The organism is Micromonospora sp. 15K316 (assembly GCF_004348525.1).
Classification (GTDB): Bacteria; Actinomycetota; Actinomycetes; order Mycobacteriales; family Micromonosporaceae; genus Micromonospora.
On record NZ_SMKG01000058.1, the window covers coordinates 1 to 19,506 of the forward strand.

The following is a 19,506-nucleotide window of genomic DNA, read 5'->3' on the forward strand; positions in this document are numbered from 1 at the left end:
CGTCGACCGGGCCTTGACCGCGGCCTGCGCCCGCCCCGACCGGCGCGCACCCGGTGCCGCGACCGCGGCACCGGCCCCCGACCGGCGGCCCCGCCGGCCCCGGCGTTCACTCCTGCCGTACCTGCTGCTCGTCCCGGCCGTCGTCCTGGAACTGGCCATCCACGTGATCCCGATGGTGGTCGGGGTCTGGATGAGCCTGCTGGAACTGACCCAGTTCCACATCCGGGACTGGTCCACCGCACCCTTCATCGGGCTGGAGAACTACAGGGCGACGCTGGACTTCAACAGTGTCGCCGGTCGCGAGCTGCTGCACTCGTTCTGGGTCACGCTGGTCTACACCCTGCTCTCGGTGGGGCTGGCCTGGCTGTTCGGGATCGCCGGCGCGGTCGTGCTGCAACGACCGTTCCGCGGCCGGGCGATCCTGCGGGCGCTCTTCCTCACCCCGTACGCGCTGCCCGTCTACACCGCGGTGATCACCTGGAGCTTCCTGCTCCAGCGCGACACCGGCCTGGTCAACCACGTCCTCGTCGACCAGCTCGGGCTGCTCGACGAGAAGCCGTTCTGGCTGATCGGCGACAACAGCTTCTGGTCGCTGCTGATCGTCTCGGTCTGGCGCAACTGGCCGTTCGCGTTCCTCTGCCTCATGGCCGGCCTGCAGAACGTGCCGGACGAGCTCTACGAGGCGGCCGCGATCGACGGCGCCGGGTTCTGGCGGCGGCTGCGCTCGGTCACCCTGCCCATGCTCCGGCCGGTGAACCTGGTCCTGCTGCTGGTGCTCTTCCTCTGGACGTTCAACGACTTCAACACCCCGTACGTGCTCTTCGGCGGCTCGGCGCCGGCGCAGGCCGATCTCATCTCCATCCACATCTACCGCAGCTCCTTCAAGACCTGGGACTTCGGCTCGGGTTCGGCGATGTCGGTCGCGCTCCTGCTCTTCCTGCTGGTCGTCTCGGCCGGCTACCTGCTGATCACGAACCGCCGGAGGGACCATGCGTGAGACCACCGGTGAGCGCTGGGGCCGGCGGATAGTGCTGACCCTGCTCACCCTCTTCGTCGTCATCCCGCTCTACGTGATGGTCACCTCGGCGGCGAAGCCGTTGCAGGACGTGCAGAACGGCTTCACCTGGTGGCCCAGCCGGCCGACGCTGCAACCGTTCGTGGACATGTGGAGCACGGTGCCGCTCGCCCGCTACCTGGTGAACAGCCTGGTGGTGTCGAGCATCGCCGCGGTCTGCTCGGTGGCGGTGGCCATCTTCGCCGCGTTCGCGGTGAGCCGGTACCGCTTCCGCGGCCGGGGCCTCTTCTCGGTGACCGTGCTCTCCACCCAGATGTTCCCCGGCATCCTGTTCCTGCTGCCGCTCTTCCTCATCTACGTCAACCTGGGCAACGCCACCGGGATCGAGCTGTACGCCAGCCGAACCGGCCTGGTCATCACGTACCTGACCTTCTCGCTGCCGTTCTCGATCTGGATGCTGGTCGGCTACTTCGACTCGATCCCCCGCGGACTCGACGAGGCGGCTCAGGTCGACGGCGCCGGCCCGCTGCGCATCCTGTTCCGGGTGATCCTGCCGGCGGCCGTGCCGGGCGTGGTCGCCGTCACCGTGTACGCCTTCATGACCGCCTGGGGCGAGGTGCTCTTCGCCTCCGTGATGACCGACGAGGGCAGCCGCACCCTCGCCGTCGGCCTCCAGGGCTACTCCACCCAGTTCAACGTCTACTGGAACCAGGTGATGGCCGCCTCGCTGGTGGTGAGCGTGCCCGTCGTCGCCGGCTTCCTGGCGCTACAGCGCTACTTCGTCGCCGGTCTCACCGCCGGCGCGGTCAAGTGATTCGATCCACCGCAGAGGAGAACCAACCCGTGCCGGACCTGTCCAAGCTGCCGCCCGACTTCCTCTGGGGCGTCGCCACCGCGGCGTACCAGATCGAGGGGGCCGTCGACGTCGACGGACGATCTCCGTCCATCTGGGACACCTTTTCGGCCACCCCCGGGAACGTCGACAACGGCGACACCGGGGCCGTCGCCTGCGACCACTACCACCGCTGGCCCGAGGACGTCGCGCTGCTGCGCCGGCTCGGCGTCGACGCGTACCGGTTCTCGGTGGCGTGGCCCCGGGTGCTGCCCGAGGGGGTCGGCACGGTCAACGCGGCGGGCCTGGACTTCTACGACCGGCTGGTCGACCGGCTGCTCGCCGAGGGCATCCGGCCGCTCGTCACGCTTTACCACTGGGACCTGCCGCAGGTTCTGCAGGACCGGGGCGGCTGGCCGGAGCGCTCGACCGCCGAGGCGTTCGCCGACTACGCCGCGATCGTCGCGGCCCGCCTCGGCGACCGGGTGACCGACTGGAACACGGTCAACGAGCCGCTCTGCGTCTCCTGGATCGGCCACCTGGAGGGCAAGATGGCCCCCGGAGAACGGGACCTCGACCGGGCGGTGCGCACCTCCCACCACACCCTGCTCGGTCACGGCCTGGCCACCCAGGCGGTCCGGGCGAACGCCGCCCGGCCGGCGTCGATCGGGCTGGTGCTCAACCTCAGCCCGATCGAGGCGGCCACCGACCGTCCCGAGGACGTCGCGGCGGCCCGCCGGATGGACGGTCACGTCAACCGCTGGTGGCTCGACCCGATCCACGGGCGCGGCTACCCGGCCGACATGATCGCCACGTACGGTATCGAGCCGCCGGTACGCGACGGCGACCTGGCGGTGATCGCCACGCCGACCGACTTCCTCGGCGTGAACTACTACTTCCGCCAGCTGGTCGTCGACGACCCGGCGGGGCCCCCGCCGTACGCCCGGCAGGTGCCGGTGCCCGGGGCGGTCGAGACGGCGATGGGTTGGGAGGTCTACCCGACCGGGCTGGAGCGGCTGCTGGTCTCGGTGCACGAGGAGTACCGGCCGGCGAGGATCATCGTCACCGAGAGCGGGTCGGCGTGGCCGGACACGGTCACCGCGGAGGGCACGGTGGAGGACAAGGAGCGCACCGACCAGCTGGAGGAGCACCTGGTGGCGTGCTCGTCGGCGGTGGCCCGGGGCGTGCCGCTCGCCGGCTACTTCGTCTGGTCGCTGCTGGACAACTTCGAGTGGGCGTACGGCTACGACAAGCGCTTCGGCCTGGTCCACGTCGACTACGCCACCCAGCGGCGAACCGTGAAGGCGAGCGGGCACCGCTACGCCGAGCTGATCCGGGCCCACCAGCGGCTCGCCGGTGCGACCGGAACCGCCACGCCGGTGGCCTGAGCGGACCGACCGGGCCCCGGGATCCCTGGGTGCCGCGCCGTGCGGCGCCCAGGGTCTGGCCCGCCACTGCGCGGTCGAGGAGCGGCGGAAGAACGCGCGTGGCATGTCCGGGCCGATCGGCGACGGGGCGGGTGTTCACCTGGTGTCCTTTAGAGCTGATGTCGTGAACGCATCAGGGCAGGTCGCCGCCGGTGACCCGGGCATCATCCCCGCCTCGACACACCCGGCATCACCCGTCTCGACGCATCAGACATCACCCTGTCGCCGGCGTAGCCGCCGTGCTCGCCGCCGGCGTCTTGATGCACCGGCTCCTACACCTGATGTCGCGGGCGACTCCGCTCCAAAGCATCCAGGGAAGCTACCCGTCGCCCCGGCCCGCCCGACGCCAGCGGATCCCATGTCCGGCACGGACTGCTGCCGCGCCGAGCCACCAGAGAGCGCTCTCTTGACACCATGGATGCCCATCAATAGATTGTTACCAATCTATTTCCGCCCGCACCGTCTCGCCCCCACCGCTACCGCTGGGCGGATCGAGGGTCCAGACACCCCGACACACGCAGGGAGGCCCCCGTGCGCAGCATCCGTGCCATCGCCGCGCTCGCCGCCGCCACCGCCGGGCTCAGCGTCACGCTCATCGCGACGACGCAGGCCCCCGCGGTCGCGGCGCCCGGCGCGGTGACCTGGTCCGACGACTTCAACGGCCCCGCCGGCACACCCCCGGACCAGAACAAGTGGAGGTACGACATCGGGGGCGGCGGCTGGGGCAACAACGAGTTGCAGTACTACACGAACAGCACCCGCAACGCGGCGCTGGACGGCAACGGCAACCTGGTGATCACCGCCCGCCGGGAGAACCCCGCCAACCTCAACTGCTGGTACGGCAGCTGCCAGTACACCTCGGCCCGGCTGCTGACCGCTGGCACGTTCGCCCAGGCGTACGGCCGGTTCGAGGCGCGCATCAAGATCCCTCGGGGGCAGGGGCTCTGGCCCGCCTTCTGGATGCTCGGCACCAGCAGCAACTCGTGGCCCGACCGCGGCGAGATCGACATCATGGAGAACGTCGGGCGCGAACCGTCCACCGTGCACGGCACGCTGCACGGGCCGGGCTACTCCGGCGGCAACGCGGTGACCGGGCAGACCTCGCTGCCGGGTGGCCAGGCGCTCGCCGACGCCTTCCACACGTACACCGTCGACTGGGCGCCGGACTCGATCACCTGGTATCTCGACGGCGTGCAGTACTCCCGCAAGACCCCGGCCGACCTGCGCGGCAACCGATGGGTCTTCGACCACCCCTTCTTTATGATCATGAATGTGGCGGTCGGCGGGAACTGGCCCGGCTCCCCCGACGGGACGACGGTCTTCCCGCAGCAGATGGTCGTCGACTACGTCCGGGTGCAGGCCTGGGACAGCGGCGGCGGAGGGGGCGGCGCGCCGATCGTCGGCTACGGCAACAAGTGCGTGGACGTGGCCGGCGCCAACAGCGCCAACGGCACCCCGGTGCAGCTCTGGATCTGCAACGGCACCGCCGCGCAGCGCTGGAGCTGGGCCGGTGACGGCTCGGTGCGGGCCCTCGGCAAGTGCCTCGACGTGGCCGGCGGCGGCACCGCCAACGGCACGCCGGTGCAGCTGTGGGACTGCAACGGCAGCGCCGCGCAACGCTGGGTCTTCACCGCTGCCGGCGACATCGTGAACCCGCAGGCCGACAAGTGCCTCGACGCGACCGGAGCGAGCTCCGCCGACGGCACCCGCCTGCAGATCTGGCAATGCACGGGCGGCCCCAACCAGAAGTGGCGCCGCTGAGCCACCCGATCCAGGGGCCGTCGCGGTCGCCCGCGGCGGCCCCTCGGTGTCGGTGGCCGCGCCGTTGCCTGCGGGATCACGGCCACGCTGACCCCCGGCCTTCGTCACCCGCCGAGCCCGCTCGGTCGACCGCCACCGGAGCCGGGGTCACCCGCTCAGTGGCCCGGGCGAGGTCGCCCGGGGTGTCGAGGTCGAGCGGGACACCGACGCCGTCGCAGGGCACCCGGACCACCAGGTCGGGCCGGGCGCGCAGCAGGTCGCGGGCGCCCCGGTCGCCGGTGGCGTACCGATCGAGCAGCGGCCAGGTGTCGCGCCCGAGCAGGACGGGGTGGCCGGGACGCCCGGCGTAGGTGGCGGTCGCGACAACCGCACCGCCGGCGTACGCGGCCCGCAGCCGGCGTACCGCCGCGGGGCTGAGCAGCGGCTGGTCGACGAGGATCACCACGGCCGCCCCCGCCTGCGCGGGCAGCGATGCCAACCCGAGGCGCAGCGACAGGCCCATCCCCTCCGACCAGTCGGGGTTGGTCACCAGGACCGCCTCGGGCAGCGGGGGCAGGTCGTCCGCCCCGGCGCCGACCACGACGTGCACCGGGGCACAGCCCCCGGCGGTCAGCAGGCGCACGGCACGGAGGACGAGCTGCTCCCCCTCGAACTCGACGAGCGCCTTGGGCCGGCCGAACCGGCGCCCGGCACCGGCGGCGAGCACCAGCCCGGCCACCTTCTCCTCCGCCACCCCACTCCCTCGACCGTGAAAGTGCTGCCGGTTTTCTCCCTATTAGTGTGAACAAAGCTACTATGGGCGGGTGCAGAATCGCTCCGGTAGCGCCTCGGTCGCCGGCGACGAACGGTCGTCCCCGGTCGCGTTCACCGTCAACGGCACCCGCCGTGAGCTGACCCTGGACAACCGCACGACGCTGCTCGACGCGCTCCGCGAACACCTGGACCTCGTCGGCGCGAAGAAGGGCTGCGACCACGGCCAGTGCGGCTCCTGCACGGTGCTGCTGGAGGGGCGGCGGGTGAAGAGCTGCCTCATCCTCGCCGTCACGCTGGACGACTGCGCGATCACCACGGTGGAGGGGCTGGCCGGGCCCGACCAGCTCTCCCCCTTGCAGGAGGCGTTCGTCGCGCAGGACGCCTTCCAGTGCGGCTACTGCACGCCGGGGCAGCTCTGCTCGGCCCGCGGCGTGCTCGACGAGATCGCCGAGGGGTGGCCGAGCGCGGTCACCGACGACCTCACCGGCGCCGTACGGCCGACCGACGCGGAGATCCGCGAACGGATGGCCGGCAACCTGTGCCGGTGTGGGGCGTACCCGCACATCGTCGCCGCCATTCGCGAGACGGCGGGCGACCGATGAGGGAGTTCCGGTACCGCCGCCCGACCGACGTCGACGAGGCCGTGGCGCTGCTCGGCGCGGACCCCGAGGCGGCGTACCTGGCCGGCGGCACCAACCTCGTCGACCTCATGAAACTCGGCGTGCAGCGCCCCGACCTGCTGGTGGACGTCACCCGGCTGCCGCTGGGCGGCATCGAGCCGCTGCCCGGGGGCGGCCTGCGCGTCGGCGCGACCGTGCGCAACAGCGAGCTGGCCGCCCACCCGCTGGTACGCCGGGACTACCCCGTGCTCGCCCGCGCACTGCTCGCCGCCGCCTCCGGCCAGGTACGCAACATGGCGACCACCGCCGGCAACCTGTTGCAGCGCACCCGGTGCTTCTACTTCCAGGACACCGGCAAGGCGTGCAACAAACGGGATCCGGGCAGCGGCTGCGCGGCCCGGCACGGGCAGAACCGCGAGCTGGCCATCCTCGACTGGTCCGAGGAGTGCGTCGCCACCCACCCGTCGGACCTGGCCGTCGCGCTGGCCGCCCTCGACGCGGTGGTCGAGGTGGCCGAGCCCGACGGAACACGGGACGTGCCCTTCGTCGAGCTGCACCGGTCGCCGGGCGAGCACCCGGAGCGGGAGACCACCCTGCCGCGTGGCGCGCTGATCACCGCCGTGCGGATCCCTCCGCTGCCGGCCGCACGCCGGTCGGCGTACCTCAAGGTTCGCGATCGGGCCTCGTTCGCCTTCGCGGTCGGTGCGGTGGCCGCCGTGCTCGACCTGGACGGGGACATGGTGCGCGACGTCCGGCTCGCCTACGGCGCGGTGGCGCACCGGCCCTGGCGGGCCTTCCGGGCCGAGACGGAACTGCGCGGCCGGCAGTTCACCCCGGAGCTGGCCGGGCAGGCCGCCGACGCCGAACTCGCGGCGGCGCGCCCGTTGCGGCACAACGGTTTCAAGGTGCCGCTGATCCGCGCGATCACCGTCCGCGCCCTCACCGAGCTGGCGGAGGCGCAGGCATGAACCGCCGGTTCCGCCACCCGGACGCGGGAGCGCCCGCGTGAGCGCGGGCGCGGTGGGACGGGCCCATCCCCGGCTGGAGGGCCCCGAGAAGGTCACCGGCACCGCCCGGTACGCGGTCGAGTACCCGCTGGACGACGTGACGTACGGCTGGGCGGTGCCCGCGGCGGCGGTGCGCGGCCGGATCACCCGGATCGACCCGGAGCCGGCGCTCGCGGTGCCGGGCGTGCTCGCCGTCCTGCACCACGGCAACGCCCCCCGGCTCTCGCCCGACGTCGAAGCGGAGCTGTACCTGTTGCAGGAGCCGGCGGTGCACTACCGCGGTCAGCTGGTGGCCGTGGTGGTGGCCGAGAGCATCGAGGCGGCCCGCGAGGGCGCCCGCCACGTCCGGATCGAGTACGACACCGAGCCGCACAGCACGGTGCTCACCGCCGACCACCCGGGACTGTACCGACCGGAGAAGGTCAACCCCGGCTATCCCACCGACACCTCCGAAGGGGACTTCGACGCCGCGTTCGCCGCCGCCGAGGTGCGGGTCGACGCCACGTACCGGACCCCGGCGTACCACAACAATCCGATGGAGCCGCACGCCACCACGGCACAGTGGCGGGACGGGCGGCTGCTCGTACATGACTCCAACCAGGGCTCGACGGCCGTGCAGGCCGCCCTCGCCGAGCTGTTCGGCATCCCCCGCGAGTCCGTGCGGGTGATCAGCGAACACGTGGGCGGCGGCTTCGGCAGCAAGGGCTACCCGAAGGCCGCCGTGGTGCTCGCCGCGCTCGCGGCCCGGCAGGTGGACCGGCCGGTGCGACTCGCCCTCACCCGGCAACAGCTCTTCGGGCCGATCGGCTACCGCACCCCGACGATCCAGCGGGTACGGCTCGGCTCCGACGCGGACGGCCGGATCGCGGCGATCTGCCACGACGCCATCAGCCAGACCTCGACGATCACCGAGTTCGCCGAGCAGACCGCCGTCTACACCCGCAGCATGTACGCGGCGCCGCACCGGCGCACCACGCACCGGCTGGCCCGCCTCGACGTGCCGACCCCGTTCTGGATGCGGGCGCCCGGCGAGTGCCCCGGGGCATACGCCCTGGAGTCGGCGATGGACGAACTCGCCTCCGCCTGCGGGATCGATCCGATCGAGCTGCGCGTCCGCAACGAACCGACTGTCGACCCCGACCAGGGGCACCCGTTCAGCAGCCGCAACCTCGTCGCCTGCCTGGTCAAGGGCGCGCGCCGGTTCGGCTGGGGCGATCGTGACCCGCGTCCCGGCAGCCGCCGGGAGGGCCGGTGGCTGATCGGTACCGGAGTGGCCGGCTCCAGCTACCCGGCGAGGGCGCGGGCCTCCGCGGCCACGGCCACCGCGCTGCCCGACGGCGGCTACCTGGTCCGGATCAACGCGACCGACATCGGCACCGGCGCGCGCACGGCGCTCTGGCAGGTCGCCGCGGACGCGCTGGACGTGCCACCGGAGCGGGTGACCATCCGGATCGGCGACAGTGACCTGCCGCCCGCGGGCGTGGCCGGCGGTTCGATGGGTACCGCGTCGTGGAGCTGGGCGGTGACGCGCGCCTGCCAGGAGCTGCGCGACCGGCTCGGCCACCACTCCGGCTCGCTGCCGCCCGAGGGGCTGACCGTCGCGGCGAGCACCGCCGACGAGGTCCGGGCCCAGCGGCCGATGGCCCGCTACGCGTACGGCGCGCAGTTCGCCGAGGTGCGGGTGGACGCGGACACCGGCGAGGTCCGGGTGAGCCGCATGGTCGGCGTGTTCGCAGTCGGCCGGGTGGTGAACCCGACCACCGCGCGCAGCCAGCTCATCGGGGGCATGACCATGGGGATCTCGATGGCCTTGCACGAGGAGGGGCTACTCGACGAGCGGTACGGCGACTGGGTCAACCACGACCTCGCCACGTACCACATCACCGGGTGCGCGGACGTCGAGCAGATCGAGGCGGAGTGGGTCGACGAGGAGGACGCCGACCTGAACCCGACCGGGGTGAAGGGGCTCGGCGAGATCGGCATCGTGGGCACGGCGGCGGCGATCGCCAACGCCGTCCGGCACGCCACCGGCGTACGGGTGCGTGACCTGCCGATCCGGCTGGACAAACTCGCCGGCTCATCACCCTTTGCTTAATTAACCTCCCGCTGATATAACTTCGGGGTGCATGCCTTCGACGTGTTGGGCGACCCGGTGCGGCGCCGGATCCTCGAGCTGCTCGCCGGAGGCGAGACGACCGCGGGCGACATCTGCGCGGTGATCCAGCGCGAGTTCGGCATCTCCCAGCCGGCCGTCTCACAGCACCTGAAGGTCCTCCGGCTCAACGGGTTCGCCACCGTCCGGCCGGACGGCACACGGCGGCTCTACGCGGTCGACCCCCGCCCGCTGCGCGACGTCGACCAGTGGCTCGACCACTTCCGCCGGTTCTGGACCCCACCACTGACCGCGCTGGCCACCGAGCTCGCCCGCGGCAAACGCGAGCGGCGACTGCGCGAGGAGTCCGGCACACCCGGCGGGCCGCCACCACAGGCGTCCCCCGGCCCGGACGAGGGGCCGCGTCGGCCGGCCACGGAAATCCGCGATGACAGGAGAACACGATGATTGACGCCACCGAGCAGATCAACGCCGTCCGGCGGCAGGTCGGCAGCCGGACGCTGGAGGCGGGCGAGGCGCGCGTGACCACGATCAGCCAGACGTACGACGCGCCGGTCGAGGACGTCTGGGACGCCTGCACGAACGCCGAGCGGATCCCCCGCTGGTTCCTGCCGATCTCCGGCGAGCTGCGCCTCGGCGGCCGCTACCAGCTGGAGGGCAACGCCGGTGGCGTCGTCGAGAGCTGCGACCCGCCGCACAGCTTCGCCGCGACGTGGGAGTACGGCGGCGAGGTCAGCTGGATCGAGGTCCGGCTGACCCCGCAGGACGGCAGCCGGACCCGTTTCGAGCTGAACCACATCGCCCACGTCGACGACGACCGGTGGGCCCAGTTCGGCCCGGGCGCGGTCGGCATCGGCTGGGACCTCGGGCTGCTCGGCCTCGCGACGTACTTCGGGGCACCCGGCTCGGGCGTCCGCCCGGAGGACGCCGAGGCCTGGTCGGCGTCGGCCGAGGGGCGCTCCTTCATGACGCTGGCCAGCGAGCGCTGGCGCGAGGCGAGCGTCGCCGCCGGCACCGACCCCGAGGCCGCCCGCGCCGCGGCCGAGCAGGTCACCGCCTTCTACACGGGCGTCTCGGCCTGAGCCACCGCCTCGCGGCCGACCTGGCGGGCGTGGGGGTGCCCTGAGGTGTGATCGACTCTTGGTCAAGGAAGTCGGGCTGTCCGGCGCACCCGGACAGCCAGACTTCATGGATGTCGAGTCGATCACGCGGGTGCGGGGCGGTGACCGGGCAGCATCGACGGTCGCTGCCGGACGCGGAGCGCCGACCGCGCGGGTAACGTGCTGCGACATGACCGCTGCGCCGTACTCCCACTGTTCCTACTGCGGAGCCGGCTACCCGGCGGGGGCCGGCTGGCCGCGGGTCTGCACGGTCTGCGGGCAGACGGTCTGGCGCAACCCGCTGCCGGTGGCGGTCGCGGTGCTCCCGGTACGCACCCAGGCCGGGGTCGGCGTGGTGGTGGTCCGGCGCGACATCGAGCCCGCCCGCGGGCAGCTCGCCCTGCCCGGGGGTTTCATCGAGTACGGCGAGGAGTGGAACGAGGCCCTGGTCCGGGAGCTGCGGGAGGAGACCGGCCTGGTCGCGGCGGCGCAGGACGCGACGCTCTTCGCGGTGCACTCCGCGCCCCGCGGCGGCACGATGATGGTCTTCGGCGTACTGCCCGAGCAACGTGCCGAAGACCTGCCCGCGTCGGCGCCGACCGAGGAGGCCACCGAGTGGCTGGTCCTCACCGAGCCGGTCGAGCTGGCCTTCGACACGCACACCCGGGTGCTCGCCGACTTCCTGACCGGACACCACACCCGCTGAGGCGGCCCTCCTGGACGCCGACCGCGACGCCGGGCCCCGGCCGAAGCGGCGGCGCGGTCGGTGACTGTCAGGCGGCGGCGCGGTCGTCGACCGGTCGGCGACGACGCCCCGGGTCGGTGAGCGCCGGCGGGCGCCAGGCCCCGTCGGCCGTGTACAGGTCGGTGCCCGGCGGCACGATCTCGTCGATCCGGTCGAGCGCGGCGTCGTCGAGGGTCAGGTCGGCGCCGGCCAGCAGCCCGTCGAGCTGCGCCATGGTGCGGGGTCCGATCAGCACGGAGGTGACCGCCGGATGCGTCGCGGGGAACGCCACCGCCAGCTGCGGCAGCGTGCAGCCGAGCTGCCCGGCCAGGGCCACGAGCTCCTCGACGGCCCGGTACTTCGCGGCGTTACCCGGAATCGCCGGGTCGAAGCGGGCCGGGGTGAGGGTGGCCCGGCCGCGGGTCAGGTCGGCGGGACGGCCGTCGCGGTACCGGCCGGAGAGGAAGCCCGAGGCGAGCGGGCTCCAGGTGAGCACGCCCATGCCGTACCGCTGGCAGACCGGCAGGACGTCCGCCTCGATGCCCCGGGCGAGCAGCGAGTACGGCGGCTGCTCGGTGCGGAACCGGCCCAGCGCGCGCCGCTGCGAGACGTGCTGCGCCTCCACGATCTCCTCCGCCGGGAAGGTGGAGCAGCCGAAGGCCCGGATGGTGCCCGCCCGGACCAGGTCGGTGAGGGCGCCCAAGGTCTCCTCGACGTCCGTGGTGTGGTCGGGCCGGTGCACCTGGTAGAGGTCGATCCAGTCGGTGCCCAGCCGCCGGAGGCTCTCCTCGACGGCCCGCACGATCCAGCGCCGCGAGTTGCCGCCACGGTTGCGCCCCTCCCCCATCGGGAAGTGCACCTTGGTGGCGAGCACGACCTCGTCCCGCCGACCCCGCAGCGCCTTGCCGACGATCACCTCCGATTCGCCGGCGGAGTACATGTCGGCGGTGTCGACGAGATTGATCCCCCGGTCGAGGGCGGAGTGGATGATCCGGACGCACTCGTCGTGGTCCGGGTTGCCGACCGCGCCGAACATCATCGCGCCCAGCGCGTGGACGCTGACCTCGATGCCGGTGCCGCCGAGAACGCGGTAACGCATGCCTGAACTCCCCGTCGTCGTACGGATGCCCGCCGGTGGACCCGGCGGGCGTACGCCGCACGCTAGGAGTTCGAGCGCGCTGGAGGTCAACAGTGGGATCGCCGCCACCGGGCTCGGCGGCGCGACCGACGGGGGTGATCAGGGCGTGGCGAGCGGATCCGGCGTGGGCGGGCGCTCGACGGTCAGCGGCAGCAGCACCCGGAACACCGTGTCGCCGGGCTCGCTGCGTACCCGGATGTCGCCGTGGTGCTTGTGCACGACGATCCGGTACGAGATGTCCAGCCCGAGCCCGGTGCCGCTGCCCACCGGCTTCGTGGTGAAGAACGGCTCGAAGATGCGCGGACGCACCTCCGGCGGGATGCCCGGCCCGGTGTCGGCGACCTCGACGGCCAGCAGGTCACCCGCCCGCTCGGTGCGGACGGTCAGCGTGCCCGTCTCCCCCATCGCGCCCAGCGCGTTGTCGACGAGGTTGGTCCAGACCTGGTTCAGCTCCGCCGCGTACGCCGGCACGGGCGGCAGGCTCCGGTCGTACTCCTTCACGAGCCGGACCCCGGCGGGGATCTTCGCCTTGAACATCACCAGCGTGGCGTCGAGCAGGTCGTGCACGTCGACCACCTGGAACGGCGCTCGGTCCAGCTGGGAGTACTGCTTGGCGGCGCCGACCAGACCGGAGATCCGGGTGACCGCCTCGCCGATCTCCCGCATCAGCAGCTCGGTCTCCACGGTGTAGGTGAGCCACCGGATCGCCGTCTCCAGGTCGGCCTGGCCGACGCTCGTCCGCACCCGGGCCAGCCACTCGGTGTCCGCGCCGGCGCCGACCAGGATCGGCGCCAGGTCCCAGGCCCCCCGTACCCCCTGCTCGTCCAGCCAGTCGGTCAGCGTGTCCTCGGCGTCGGCGACGGCCATCGGGCTGAGCTTCGGCGCGCTCGCCACCCGAGTCACCGCCTCCTCCTGCAACTCCACGAGGCGGTGCAGGCCGCTGCCGTCGAGGCGGCCGTCGGCGATCATCGCGAGCTTGCTCCGGATCGCGGCCACCCGGTCGCGCAGCACGGAGGTCGCCCGCACCGCCGCCGCGGCCGGATTGTTCAGCTCGTGGGTGAGGCCGGCGGAGAGCGAGCCGAGGGCGAGCAGCCGTTCCCGCTCCCCGACCAGGGTCTGCGTGTTGCGCATCCCGATGAAGAGCCCCTCCAGCAGGTGCATCGCCATCGGGAACCAGGTGCGGACGGCCTGCGCGAAGCTCTCCGCGGGGAGCACGAAGAACTCGGTGTCGGCGACCGCGCGCATCGTGTTGCGGTAGATCTGCTCGGTCTCGCCGTCGAGGTACGCCTGGGTGGCGCCGCCGTACACCCCGCGCTGGGAGGTCCGGTTCAGCTCCACCTCGTCGTCGCCGACCCGCCGGCTGAGGGTCACCGTGCCGGAGAGCAGGACGAAGAAGCACGTCGCGGCCTCGCCCTCGGCGAACACCACGGTGCCGCCGCCCCGCTGCTCCGTCCGGCCGTGCTCCGCGAGCCAGGCCAGCTGGTCGTCGCCGAGCGACTCGAACAGGAACAGCGTGCGCAGCTGCTCCGGCGTCAGCCGGTCGGTCGGGGTGCTCACTGCGCCTCCAGGTAGCGGTGCACCAGCGAGACGGCCATCGCCCCCTCGCCGACGGCGGAGGCGACGCGCTTCACCGACTGGGAGCGCACGTCGCCGGCGGCGAAGACTCCCGGCAGGCTCGTCTCCAGGTGGTACGGGTCGCGCGGCAGCGACCAGCCGGCCGGCGGCTTGCCGCCGGTGACCAGGTCGGGGCCGGTGACGATGAACCCCCGCCGGTCACGTGCCAGCACGCCGTCCAGCCACTCCGTGCGCGGCTCCGCCCCGATGAAGACGAAGAGCCAGGAGGTCTCCGCGGTGCGCACCTCGCCGGTGCGGCTGTCACAGAGCGTGATCCGTTCCAGGTGGTCGCCGCCCGCCGCGCCGACCACCCGGGTGTGCGGGTGCACGACGATCCGGTCGCTCTGCTCCAGCTGGTCGATCAGGTACCGCGACATGGAGGCGGTCAGGTCGGGGCCCCGGACCAGCAGGTGCACCCGGGCGGCGTAGCGGGAGAAGAAGACCGCCGCCTGGCCGGCGGAGTTCGCCCCGCCGACGATGTAGACCTCCTCGTCGACGCAGTTCGGCGCCTCGGTGGAGACGGCGCCGTAGAAGACACCCCGTCCGGTGAAGTCACTCACGCCGGGGGCGTCGAGCACCCGGTAGGAGACGCCGGTGGCGAGTACCACGGTGTGCGCGGCGATCTCGGTGCCGTCGCCGAAACGGAGCAGCCGGGCGCCGCCGGCCTCGGTCAACCCGACCACCTCCCGGGTGCTGAGCAGCTCGGCGCCGAACTTGAGCGCCTGCCGGCGCGCCCGGTCGGTGAGCTGGGCGCCGGAGACGCCGTCGGGGAAGCCGAGGTAGTTCTCGATCCGGCTGCTCTGCCCGGCCTGGCCGCCGGTGGCGCGGCGCTCCACCAGCACCGTACGCAGGCCCTCCGACGCGGCGTACACGGCCGAGCCGAGACCGGCCGGGCCACCGCCGACCACCACCACGTCGTAGAAGTCGGTGGTCGGTTCCACGGCGAGGCCCACCACGCTGGCGAGCTCGGCCGCGGACGGGGCGATCAACGTCTTGCCCTCGGCGGTCACCACCAGCGGCACGTCCGTCTCACCGGCGCCGGCGGCGGCGAGCAACCGGGCACCCTCCGGGTCGTCCGTGAGCAGCCACCGGTACGGGATGAGGTTGCGGGCCAGGAAGTCACGGATCTTGAACGAGGGGGCGGACCAGCGGTGCCCCACCACCCGGATCTCGGTGAGCGCCGCGTCCGGGGTGGCCGCCCAGGCGTCCAGCAGGCCGTCCACGACCGGGTAGAGCTTCTCCTCCGGCGGGTGCCAGGGCTTGAGCAGGTAGTGGTCCAGGTCCACGATGTTGATCGCCTCGATGGCGGCGTCCGTGTCGGCGTACGCGGTGAGCAGTACCCGGCGGGCGGCGGGGAAGAGATCCATCGCGGCCTCGAGGAACTCGATGCCGGTCATCTCGGGCATCCGGTGGTCGGCGAGGAGCAACGCCACCCGTTCACCGCGCAACTTGATCTCGCGCAGCGCGTCCAGGGCCTCCGGTCCCGATCCGGCGCGGACCACCCGGTACCGCTCGCCGTAGCGGCGACGGAGGTCGCGCGCCACCGCGCGGGACACCACCGGGTCGTCGTCGACGCTCAGGATCACCGGGTTCGCCATGGCGCTCATGAAACCACCTCCCGCACCGCCGGTCACGGGCACCTCGGCGAGGCGTACCCGGGAAGGGGCGTGGTACCGCCACGTCGCACGATTGGCGCGCCCCCGGGTGGGTAACCGGGGCCGGGCGCCGGCGGGGCGCCGCGGCCCGGGCTGCCGTATTCACCTCCGGGGGGCCTATGTCGGAGACGCCAGCGCCCTCGGCCGGGCCGGCGGGGACCGGCGAGGTCGTGGAGCTACGGGTGCACGGGGTCTCGGGGGCCGGCGCCGAGCAGGTGCTGGACCGGCCGCACGCGTACCAGGTCGCCGGGGACAGCAACGGGGGATTCTTCCGCCCGCGGCCCGGCTACCCGGACAGCGCCGGTCCGGGCGGCATCACGGTGGAGGCGTACCGCTGGAGCGACCTGCCCTCCGGTACCGCGGTCCGGACGTTGTCGCTGGTCTTCCTGCTCCCGTTCATGCTCTGCAATGTGGCGGCCTGGATGCGTCCGAACGCCACCGGCGCGCACACCCTGATGAAGGCGCTGTGCCGGGTGCTCGGGCTCACCCTGACCGCGCTCTACGTGCTCTCCATCGTCGGGGCCGCCGTGGATCTGGTCGCCTGGCAGTGCATGGCCGCGCCGCGCTGCGTCCGGGACCGGGACTGGCTCTCCTGGCTCGGCGTGCAGCCGACCGGGCTGCGCCTGGCGGTGATCAGCCTCGTTCCGGCCGGGGCCATCGCCCTGATCTGGTGGCTCGGCGCCCGGCCCGGCCGGTCGTTCAGCGCCTTCCGCCCACCGGCGGACTCGGGTTCGGGTGCGTACCAGCTCGGCGAGGTGGGCAGGTGGGACTCGGGTCCGCTCGGCGGGCGGCTGCGCTCGATCCACGTCGCGACCGCGTTCGCCACCCTCGACGCGAGCCTGCTCGCCGCCCGCCTCGGGCCCGGGGTCTCCGTGGCGTCGCTGGTGCTGGCGGGGTTGGTAGTGGCCGTCCTGGTGGCCTGCCTGGCGATGGTCTGCGCCCGGAACCTGATCGACCACCCGGGCCCGCGCCCCGCGGCGGATCTCGCCACCCGGACGCTACGAACGGTCACCTGCGGGCTGACCGTGCTTGTCGTGGTGGTGATCCTGGTCGACCCGGCGCCGTGGCCGGCGGGGATCGGCCTGCCCCGCTACGGCGCCACCCTGGCGTGGGTCTTCGTCGCCCAGACCCTGCTGCTGGCCGGCATCGGCCTCGTCGTGCTCCGCAGCCGGGGCCTGCGCGGCACGCGGCAGGGGTGGGGGGCGCCGGTCATCGCGGCGGTCGCCACCGGCCTGGCGGTGGCGTTCTCCTCCGAGCTGGTCTACCGGGTGGCGGACCTGCTGAACCGCGACCAGCCGACGGCGGGACGGCTGATGATCAGCCCGCCACCGGCGTACAAGTGGGCGATCTTCGGGTTCGGGCTGGCGGTGCTCGGCACGCTGATCGTGGCCGGGCTGGTGGTCATCGTCTCCGGCCGGGGCAGGTACCGGGTCGCCGCGGGGATCGTCGCCCGCGACTTCCCCGACGCCCCGCCGGAGGCGGGGCCACGGCTGCGGCAGGTCGAGCGGACCATCGCCCGGGCCCGGTTCACCGAGCACCTGGAGCCGATCACCATGGTGTACGCCTTCCTCATCGGGGTGGGCCTGGCCACCAGCGTGCTCGGCCTGATGGGGCGTTACCCCGCGGACATCGTGCAGGGCTACATCGGGCTCCCCGGCGACCTGGTGAACTTCTTCCTGGGGGCGGGGAGCTACGTGATCGCGGCCATCCTGCTCGGCCTGGTCGTCGGCGGCATCTTCGCCTACCGGACCGCCGAGTTCCGCAGGTACGTCGGCGTGATCTGGGACCTGGGTACGTTCTGGCCCCGCGGCAGTCATCCCTTCGCGCCACCCTGCTACGCGGAGCGGGCGGTGCCCGAGCTGACCCGACGGATCACCTACCTGGTCGGCCGGGGCGACCGGGTGCTGCTCTCCGGGCACAGCCACGGGTCGGTCCTGCTCGCGGCGGCCGTGCTGCAACTGCCCGACGGGGTGGGCGAGCGGGTGGCCCTGCTCACCTACGGCTCGCCGCTGCGCCGGCTCTACTCCCACCTCTTTCCCGCGTACGTCGACGAGGACGTGCTCCGGGAGGTGGGCAGGCGGGTCGGCTGGCGGTGGATCAACATCTGGCGGGACACCGACCAGATCGGCAGTTGGATCTTCTCCCCGAACCGGCCGGGCGACCCGAGACCGGCGGACGACCCCGCCGCGACCGTGGACCGGCGGCAGGTCGACCCGCGCGATGTGGTCGCGCCGCCGAGCGACAGCGTGCCCCCGCCGATGTTCGGGCACTGGCCGGGCGAGTCCGACGACCGGCTCACCGACTCGGTCCGGGAGCTCGCCGAACGGCTGCGCGCCGAGACCACGTGAACGCCCCACCGGTCCGTGACCGCCGGGGCGGTGCGGGGAGTACTCGACCGGGCGCGCTGCCGTGATCGACTCGGGCTCGGCGACAGACGGGCTGTCGCAGCGCCCGGGACACCCCGACTACCGGGAGGGCGGATCGATCGACGACGGCGCGGTGGTCCGGGCACGCCGGTGAGCCGGATGGTGCGCCGGCGTCCGGATATCCTCGGCCGGGTGAACGCCTCCAGGCAGCCCGAGCGCCGACTGATCGCCTCGAACAAGAAGGCACGGCACGACTACACGATCCTCAAGACGTACGAGGCCGGGATCGTGCTGGCCGGCACCGAGGTCAAGTCGCTACGGGAGGGACGCGCGTCGCTGGTCGACGCCTTCGCCCAGGAGCGCGACGGCGAGATCATGCTGTACGGGCTGCACATCGCCGAGTACGGCTACGGCACGTGGACCAACCACCAGCCGCGGCGCACCCGCAAGCTGCTGCTGCACCGGGTGGAGATCGAACGCATCCTCGCCAAGACCCGGGAGGGCGGGATCACGCTCGTGCCGTTGTCGATGTACTTCGAGAACGGCTGGGCCAAGGTGGAGCTGGCGCTCGCCCGGGGCCGCCGGTCGTACGACAAGCGGCAGGCCCTCGCCGAGCGGGACGCCAACCGGGAGATCGCCCGGGAGATGGGCCGGCACCTCAAGGGCCGGACGGGTCGGGCCTGACGCCTGCCCGCCTCCTCACCGGTAACCACGGCGTGTCCGCGACAGGCACGCCGTGCCCCGTTGACTGAGCCCGCGGGCCGTGCTGTCCTCGGCCCTCGACCCTCGATGAAAACCGGGCCCGCGCGCAGCTGCCGCACGTGGCCCGTCGCCGTCGGGTCGATCGCCGCGATCCCGGGAGCCCGGCGTGACGACGCGACCCCGCCGCGCGCGACGACGCGAAGGACCACCCGAGCCGGATCAGTCGGCGAACAGATCGGCGTGCGCGGCCCGGAGCCGGGCCAGGGCCCGATCGCCGGGTTCGGCCCGCCGGTCGAGCTCGGCCCAGACCTGCGCCAACGCGGCCCGGACCGCGCGCAGCTCGGCCGCGTGCCGGCGGCCGCTCTGCCGGCGCTGCTCGTCGAGGCGTCGGGCCCAGCCGGAGGTGACCGTGGCGAGCCGGTCGGCGTCGGCCGTGGTCTGGGCGAGTGTGCGCGCGGCGCCGGCCGGCACGATCGCGGCCACCGGGCGGGGATCGCCGTCGCGGGTCACCACCGTGACCGTGTCGGTCAGCTCGGCGAGCGCGACGAGCTGGGTGAGCCGGGTGCGCGCCTCGCGCAACGGCAGGGATCGCGGCTGATCGGAGTGGGGGGTCAGCGCGGAGACAGCCATGGATGCATGCTGTCGCAGGGGTACGACAGAAACGCGGGCCGGAGAAGCC

17 protein-coding genes are annotated in these 19,506 nt (G+C 73.0%); 12 read left to right on the forward strand and 5 right to left on the reverse strand.

Features of this window, described 5'->3' with window-relative positions; genetic code table 11:
* From E1211_RS14150 to E1211_RS14165, 4 genes are all read left to right on the forward strand, one after another.
* A partial coding sequence (locus tag E1211_RS14150) for a carbohydrate ABC transporter permease (RefSeq protein WP_371686154.1) occupies window positions 1-997 on the forward strand: 997 nt, incomplete at its 5' end.
* On the forward strand, window positions 990-1,829 hold the full coding sequence (locus E1211_RS14155) for a carbohydrate ABC transporter permease (RefSeq protein ID WP_132349191.1): 840 nt from the start codon (window positions 990-992) through the stop codon (window positions 1,827-1,829). The genes E1211_RS14150 and E1211_RS14155, both read left to right, overlap by 8 nt.
* A 29-nt stretch (window positions 1,830-1,858) precedes the next feature.
* Complete coding sequence (locus E1211_RS14160; protein WP_132349192.1) at window positions 1,859-3,235, forward strand: GH1 family beta-glucosidase; 1,377 nt, start codon at window positions 1,859-1,861, stop codon at window positions 3,233-3,235.
* Window positions 3,236-3,805: 570 nt separating this feature from the next.
* A complete protein-coding gene (locus E1211_RS14165; RefSeq protein WP_132349193.1) occupies window positions 3,806-5,035 on the forward strand; it encodes a glycoside hydrolase family 16 protein in 1,230 nt (409 codons plus the stop codon).
* Window positions 5,036-5,111: 76 nt separating this feature from the next.
* Here the strand turns inward: E1211_RS14165 and E1211_RS14170 are convergent, their stop codons facing one another.
* Window positions 5,112-5,768: an NTP transferase domain-containing protein gene (locus E1211_RS14170; protein WP_132349194.1), complete on the reverse strand. Its 657-nt coding sequence runs from the start codon at window positions 5,766-5,768 to the stop codon at window positions 5,112-5,114.
* A gap of 157 nt (window positions 5,769-5,925) precedes the next feature.
* On the opposite strand from E1211_RS14170, the gene E1211_RS14175 reads away from it, so the two are divergent.
* The 6 genes from E1211_RS14175 (at window position 5,926) to E1211_RS14200 (ending at window position 11,334) form a co-directional block, all read left to right on the forward strand.
* Window positions 5,926-6,390, forward strand: coding sequence for a 2Fe-2S iron-sulfur cluster-binding protein (locus E1211_RS14175; protein WP_243709529.1), 465 nt, complete (start codon window positions 5,926-5,928; stop codon window positions 6,388-6,390).
* Window positions 6,387-7,376, forward strand: coding sequence for a xanthine dehydrogenase family protein subunit M (locus E1211_RS14180; RefSeq protein WP_132349196.1), 990 nt, complete (start codon window positions 6,387-6,389; stop codon window positions 7,374-7,376). The genes E1211_RS14175 and E1211_RS14180 overlap by 4 nt, the downstream gene beginning before the upstream one ends.
* A 37-nt stretch (window positions 7,377-7,413) precedes the next feature.
* Complete coding sequence (locus E1211_RS14185) at window positions 7,414-9,510, forward strand: xanthine dehydrogenase family protein molybdopterin-binding subunit (RefSeq protein WP_132349197.1); 2,097 nt, start codon at window positions 7,414-7,416, stop codon at window positions 9,508-9,510.
* A gap of 27 nt (window positions 9,511-9,537) precedes the next feature.
* Entirely contained in the window at window positions 9,538-9,975 is a 438-nt protein-coding gene (locus tag E1211_RS14190; protein ID WP_132349198.1) for a helix-turn-helix transcriptional regulator, read from the forward strand.
* The gene (locus tag E1211_RS14195) at window positions 9,972-10,610 is read left to right on the forward strand and encodes an SRPBCC family protein (protein ID WP_132349199.1); all 639 of its coding nucleotides are present in this window, start codon (window positions 9,972-9,974) and stop codon (window positions 10,608-10,610) included. The genes E1211_RS14190 and E1211_RS14195 overlap by 4 nt, the downstream gene beginning before the upstream one ends.
* 208 nt (window positions 10,611-10,818) lie before the next feature.
* Window positions 10,819-11,334: an NUDIX domain-containing protein gene (locus tag E1211_RS14200; protein ID WP_132349200.1), complete on the forward strand. Its 516-nt coding sequence runs from the start codon at window positions 10,819-10,821 to the stop codon at window positions 11,332-11,334.
* Window positions 11,335-11,401: 67 nt separating this feature from the next.
* Here the strand turns inward: E1211_RS14200 and E1211_RS14205 are convergent, their stop codons facing one another.
* The 3 genes from E1211_RS14205 to E1211_RS14215 form a co-directional block, all read right to left on the reverse strand.
* Window positions 11,402-12,451 carry an aldo/keto reductase gene (locus E1211_RS14205; protein ID WP_132349201.1) on the reverse strand — a complete coding sequence of 350 codons (1,050 nt, stop codon included), beginning with the start codon at window positions 12,449-12,451 and terminating at the stop codon, window positions 11,402-11,404.
* A gap of 138 nt (window positions 12,452-12,589) precedes the next feature.
* Entirely contained in the window at window positions 12,590-14,047 is a 1,458-nt protein-coding gene (locus E1211_RS33800) for an ATP-binding protein (RefSeq protein WP_132349202.1), read from the reverse strand.
* Window positions 14,044-15,711: an FAD-dependent oxidoreductase gene (locus E1211_RS14215; RefSeq protein ID WP_243709528.1), complete on the reverse strand. Its 1,668-nt coding sequence runs from the start codon at window positions 15,709-15,711 to the stop codon at window positions 14,044-14,046. The genes E1211_RS33800 and E1211_RS14215 overlap by 4 nt, the downstream gene beginning before the upstream one ends.
* Window positions 15,712-15,878: 167 nt before the next feature.
* Between E1211_RS14215 and E1211_RS14220 the strand changes: the two genes are divergently transcribed.
* Together E1211_RS14220 and smpB are read left to right on the forward strand one after the other, a co-directional pair.
* Window positions 15,879-18,107 (forward strand): hypothetical protein, encoded by a 2,229-nt coding sequence (locus E1211_RS14220; RefSeq protein ID WP_132349203.1) that lies wholly within the window; start codon window positions 15,879-15,881, stop codon window positions 18,105-18,107.
* Between the two features lie 210 nt (window positions 18,108-18,317).
* On the forward strand, window positions 18,318-18,809 hold the full coding sequence (gene smpB, locus E1211_RS14225; RefSeq protein WP_371686155.1) for an SsrA-binding protein SmpB: 492 nt from the start codon (window positions 18,318-18,320) through the stop codon (window positions 18,807-18,809).
* A gap of 237 nt (window positions 18,810-19,046) precedes the next feature.
* On the opposite strand, the gene E1211_RS14230 is transcribed toward smpB, so the two are convergent.
* Complete coding sequence (locus tag E1211_RS14230; RefSeq protein ID WP_132349205.1) at window positions 19,047-19,457, reverse strand: type II toxin-antitoxin system Phd/YefM family antitoxin; 411 nt, start codon at window positions 19,455-19,457, stop codon at window positions 19,047-19,049.
* Between the last annotated feature and the right edge of the window lie 49 nt (window positions 19,458-19,506).

Coding starts and splice junctions, on each gene's coding strand:
- E1211_RS14155 (WP_132349191.1), top strand. CDS start 990: ATGCGTGAGACCACCGGTGAGCGCTGGGGCCGGCGGATAGTGCTGACC.
- E1211_RS14180 (WP_132349196.1), top strand. CDS start 6,387: ATGAGGGAGTTCCGGTACCGCCGCCCGACCGACGTCGACGAGGCCGTG.
- E1211_RS14195 (WP_132349199.1), top strand. CDS start 9,972: ATGATTGACGCCACCGAGCAGATCAACGCCGTCCGGCGGCAGGTCGGC.
- E1211_RS14200 (WP_132349200.1), top strand. CDS start 10,819: ATGACCGCTGCGCCGTACTCCCACTGTTCCTACTGCGGAGCCGGCTAC.
- E1211_RS14205 (WP_132349201.1), bottom strand. CDS start 12,451: ATGCGTTACCGCGTTCTCGGCGGCACCGGCATCGAGGTCAGCGTCCAC.
- E1211_RS14215 (WP_243709528.1), bottom strand. CDS start 15,711: ATGAGCGCCATGGCGAACCCGGTGATCCTGAGCGTCGACGACGACCCG.
- E1211_RS14220 (WP_132349203.1), top strand. CDS start 15,879: ATGTCGGAGACGCCAGCGCCCTCGGCCGGGCCGGCGGGGACCGGCGAG.
- E1211_RS14230 (WP_132349205.1), bottom strand. CDS start 19,457: ATGGCTGTCTCCGCGCTGACCCCCCACTCCGATCAGCCGCGATCCCTG.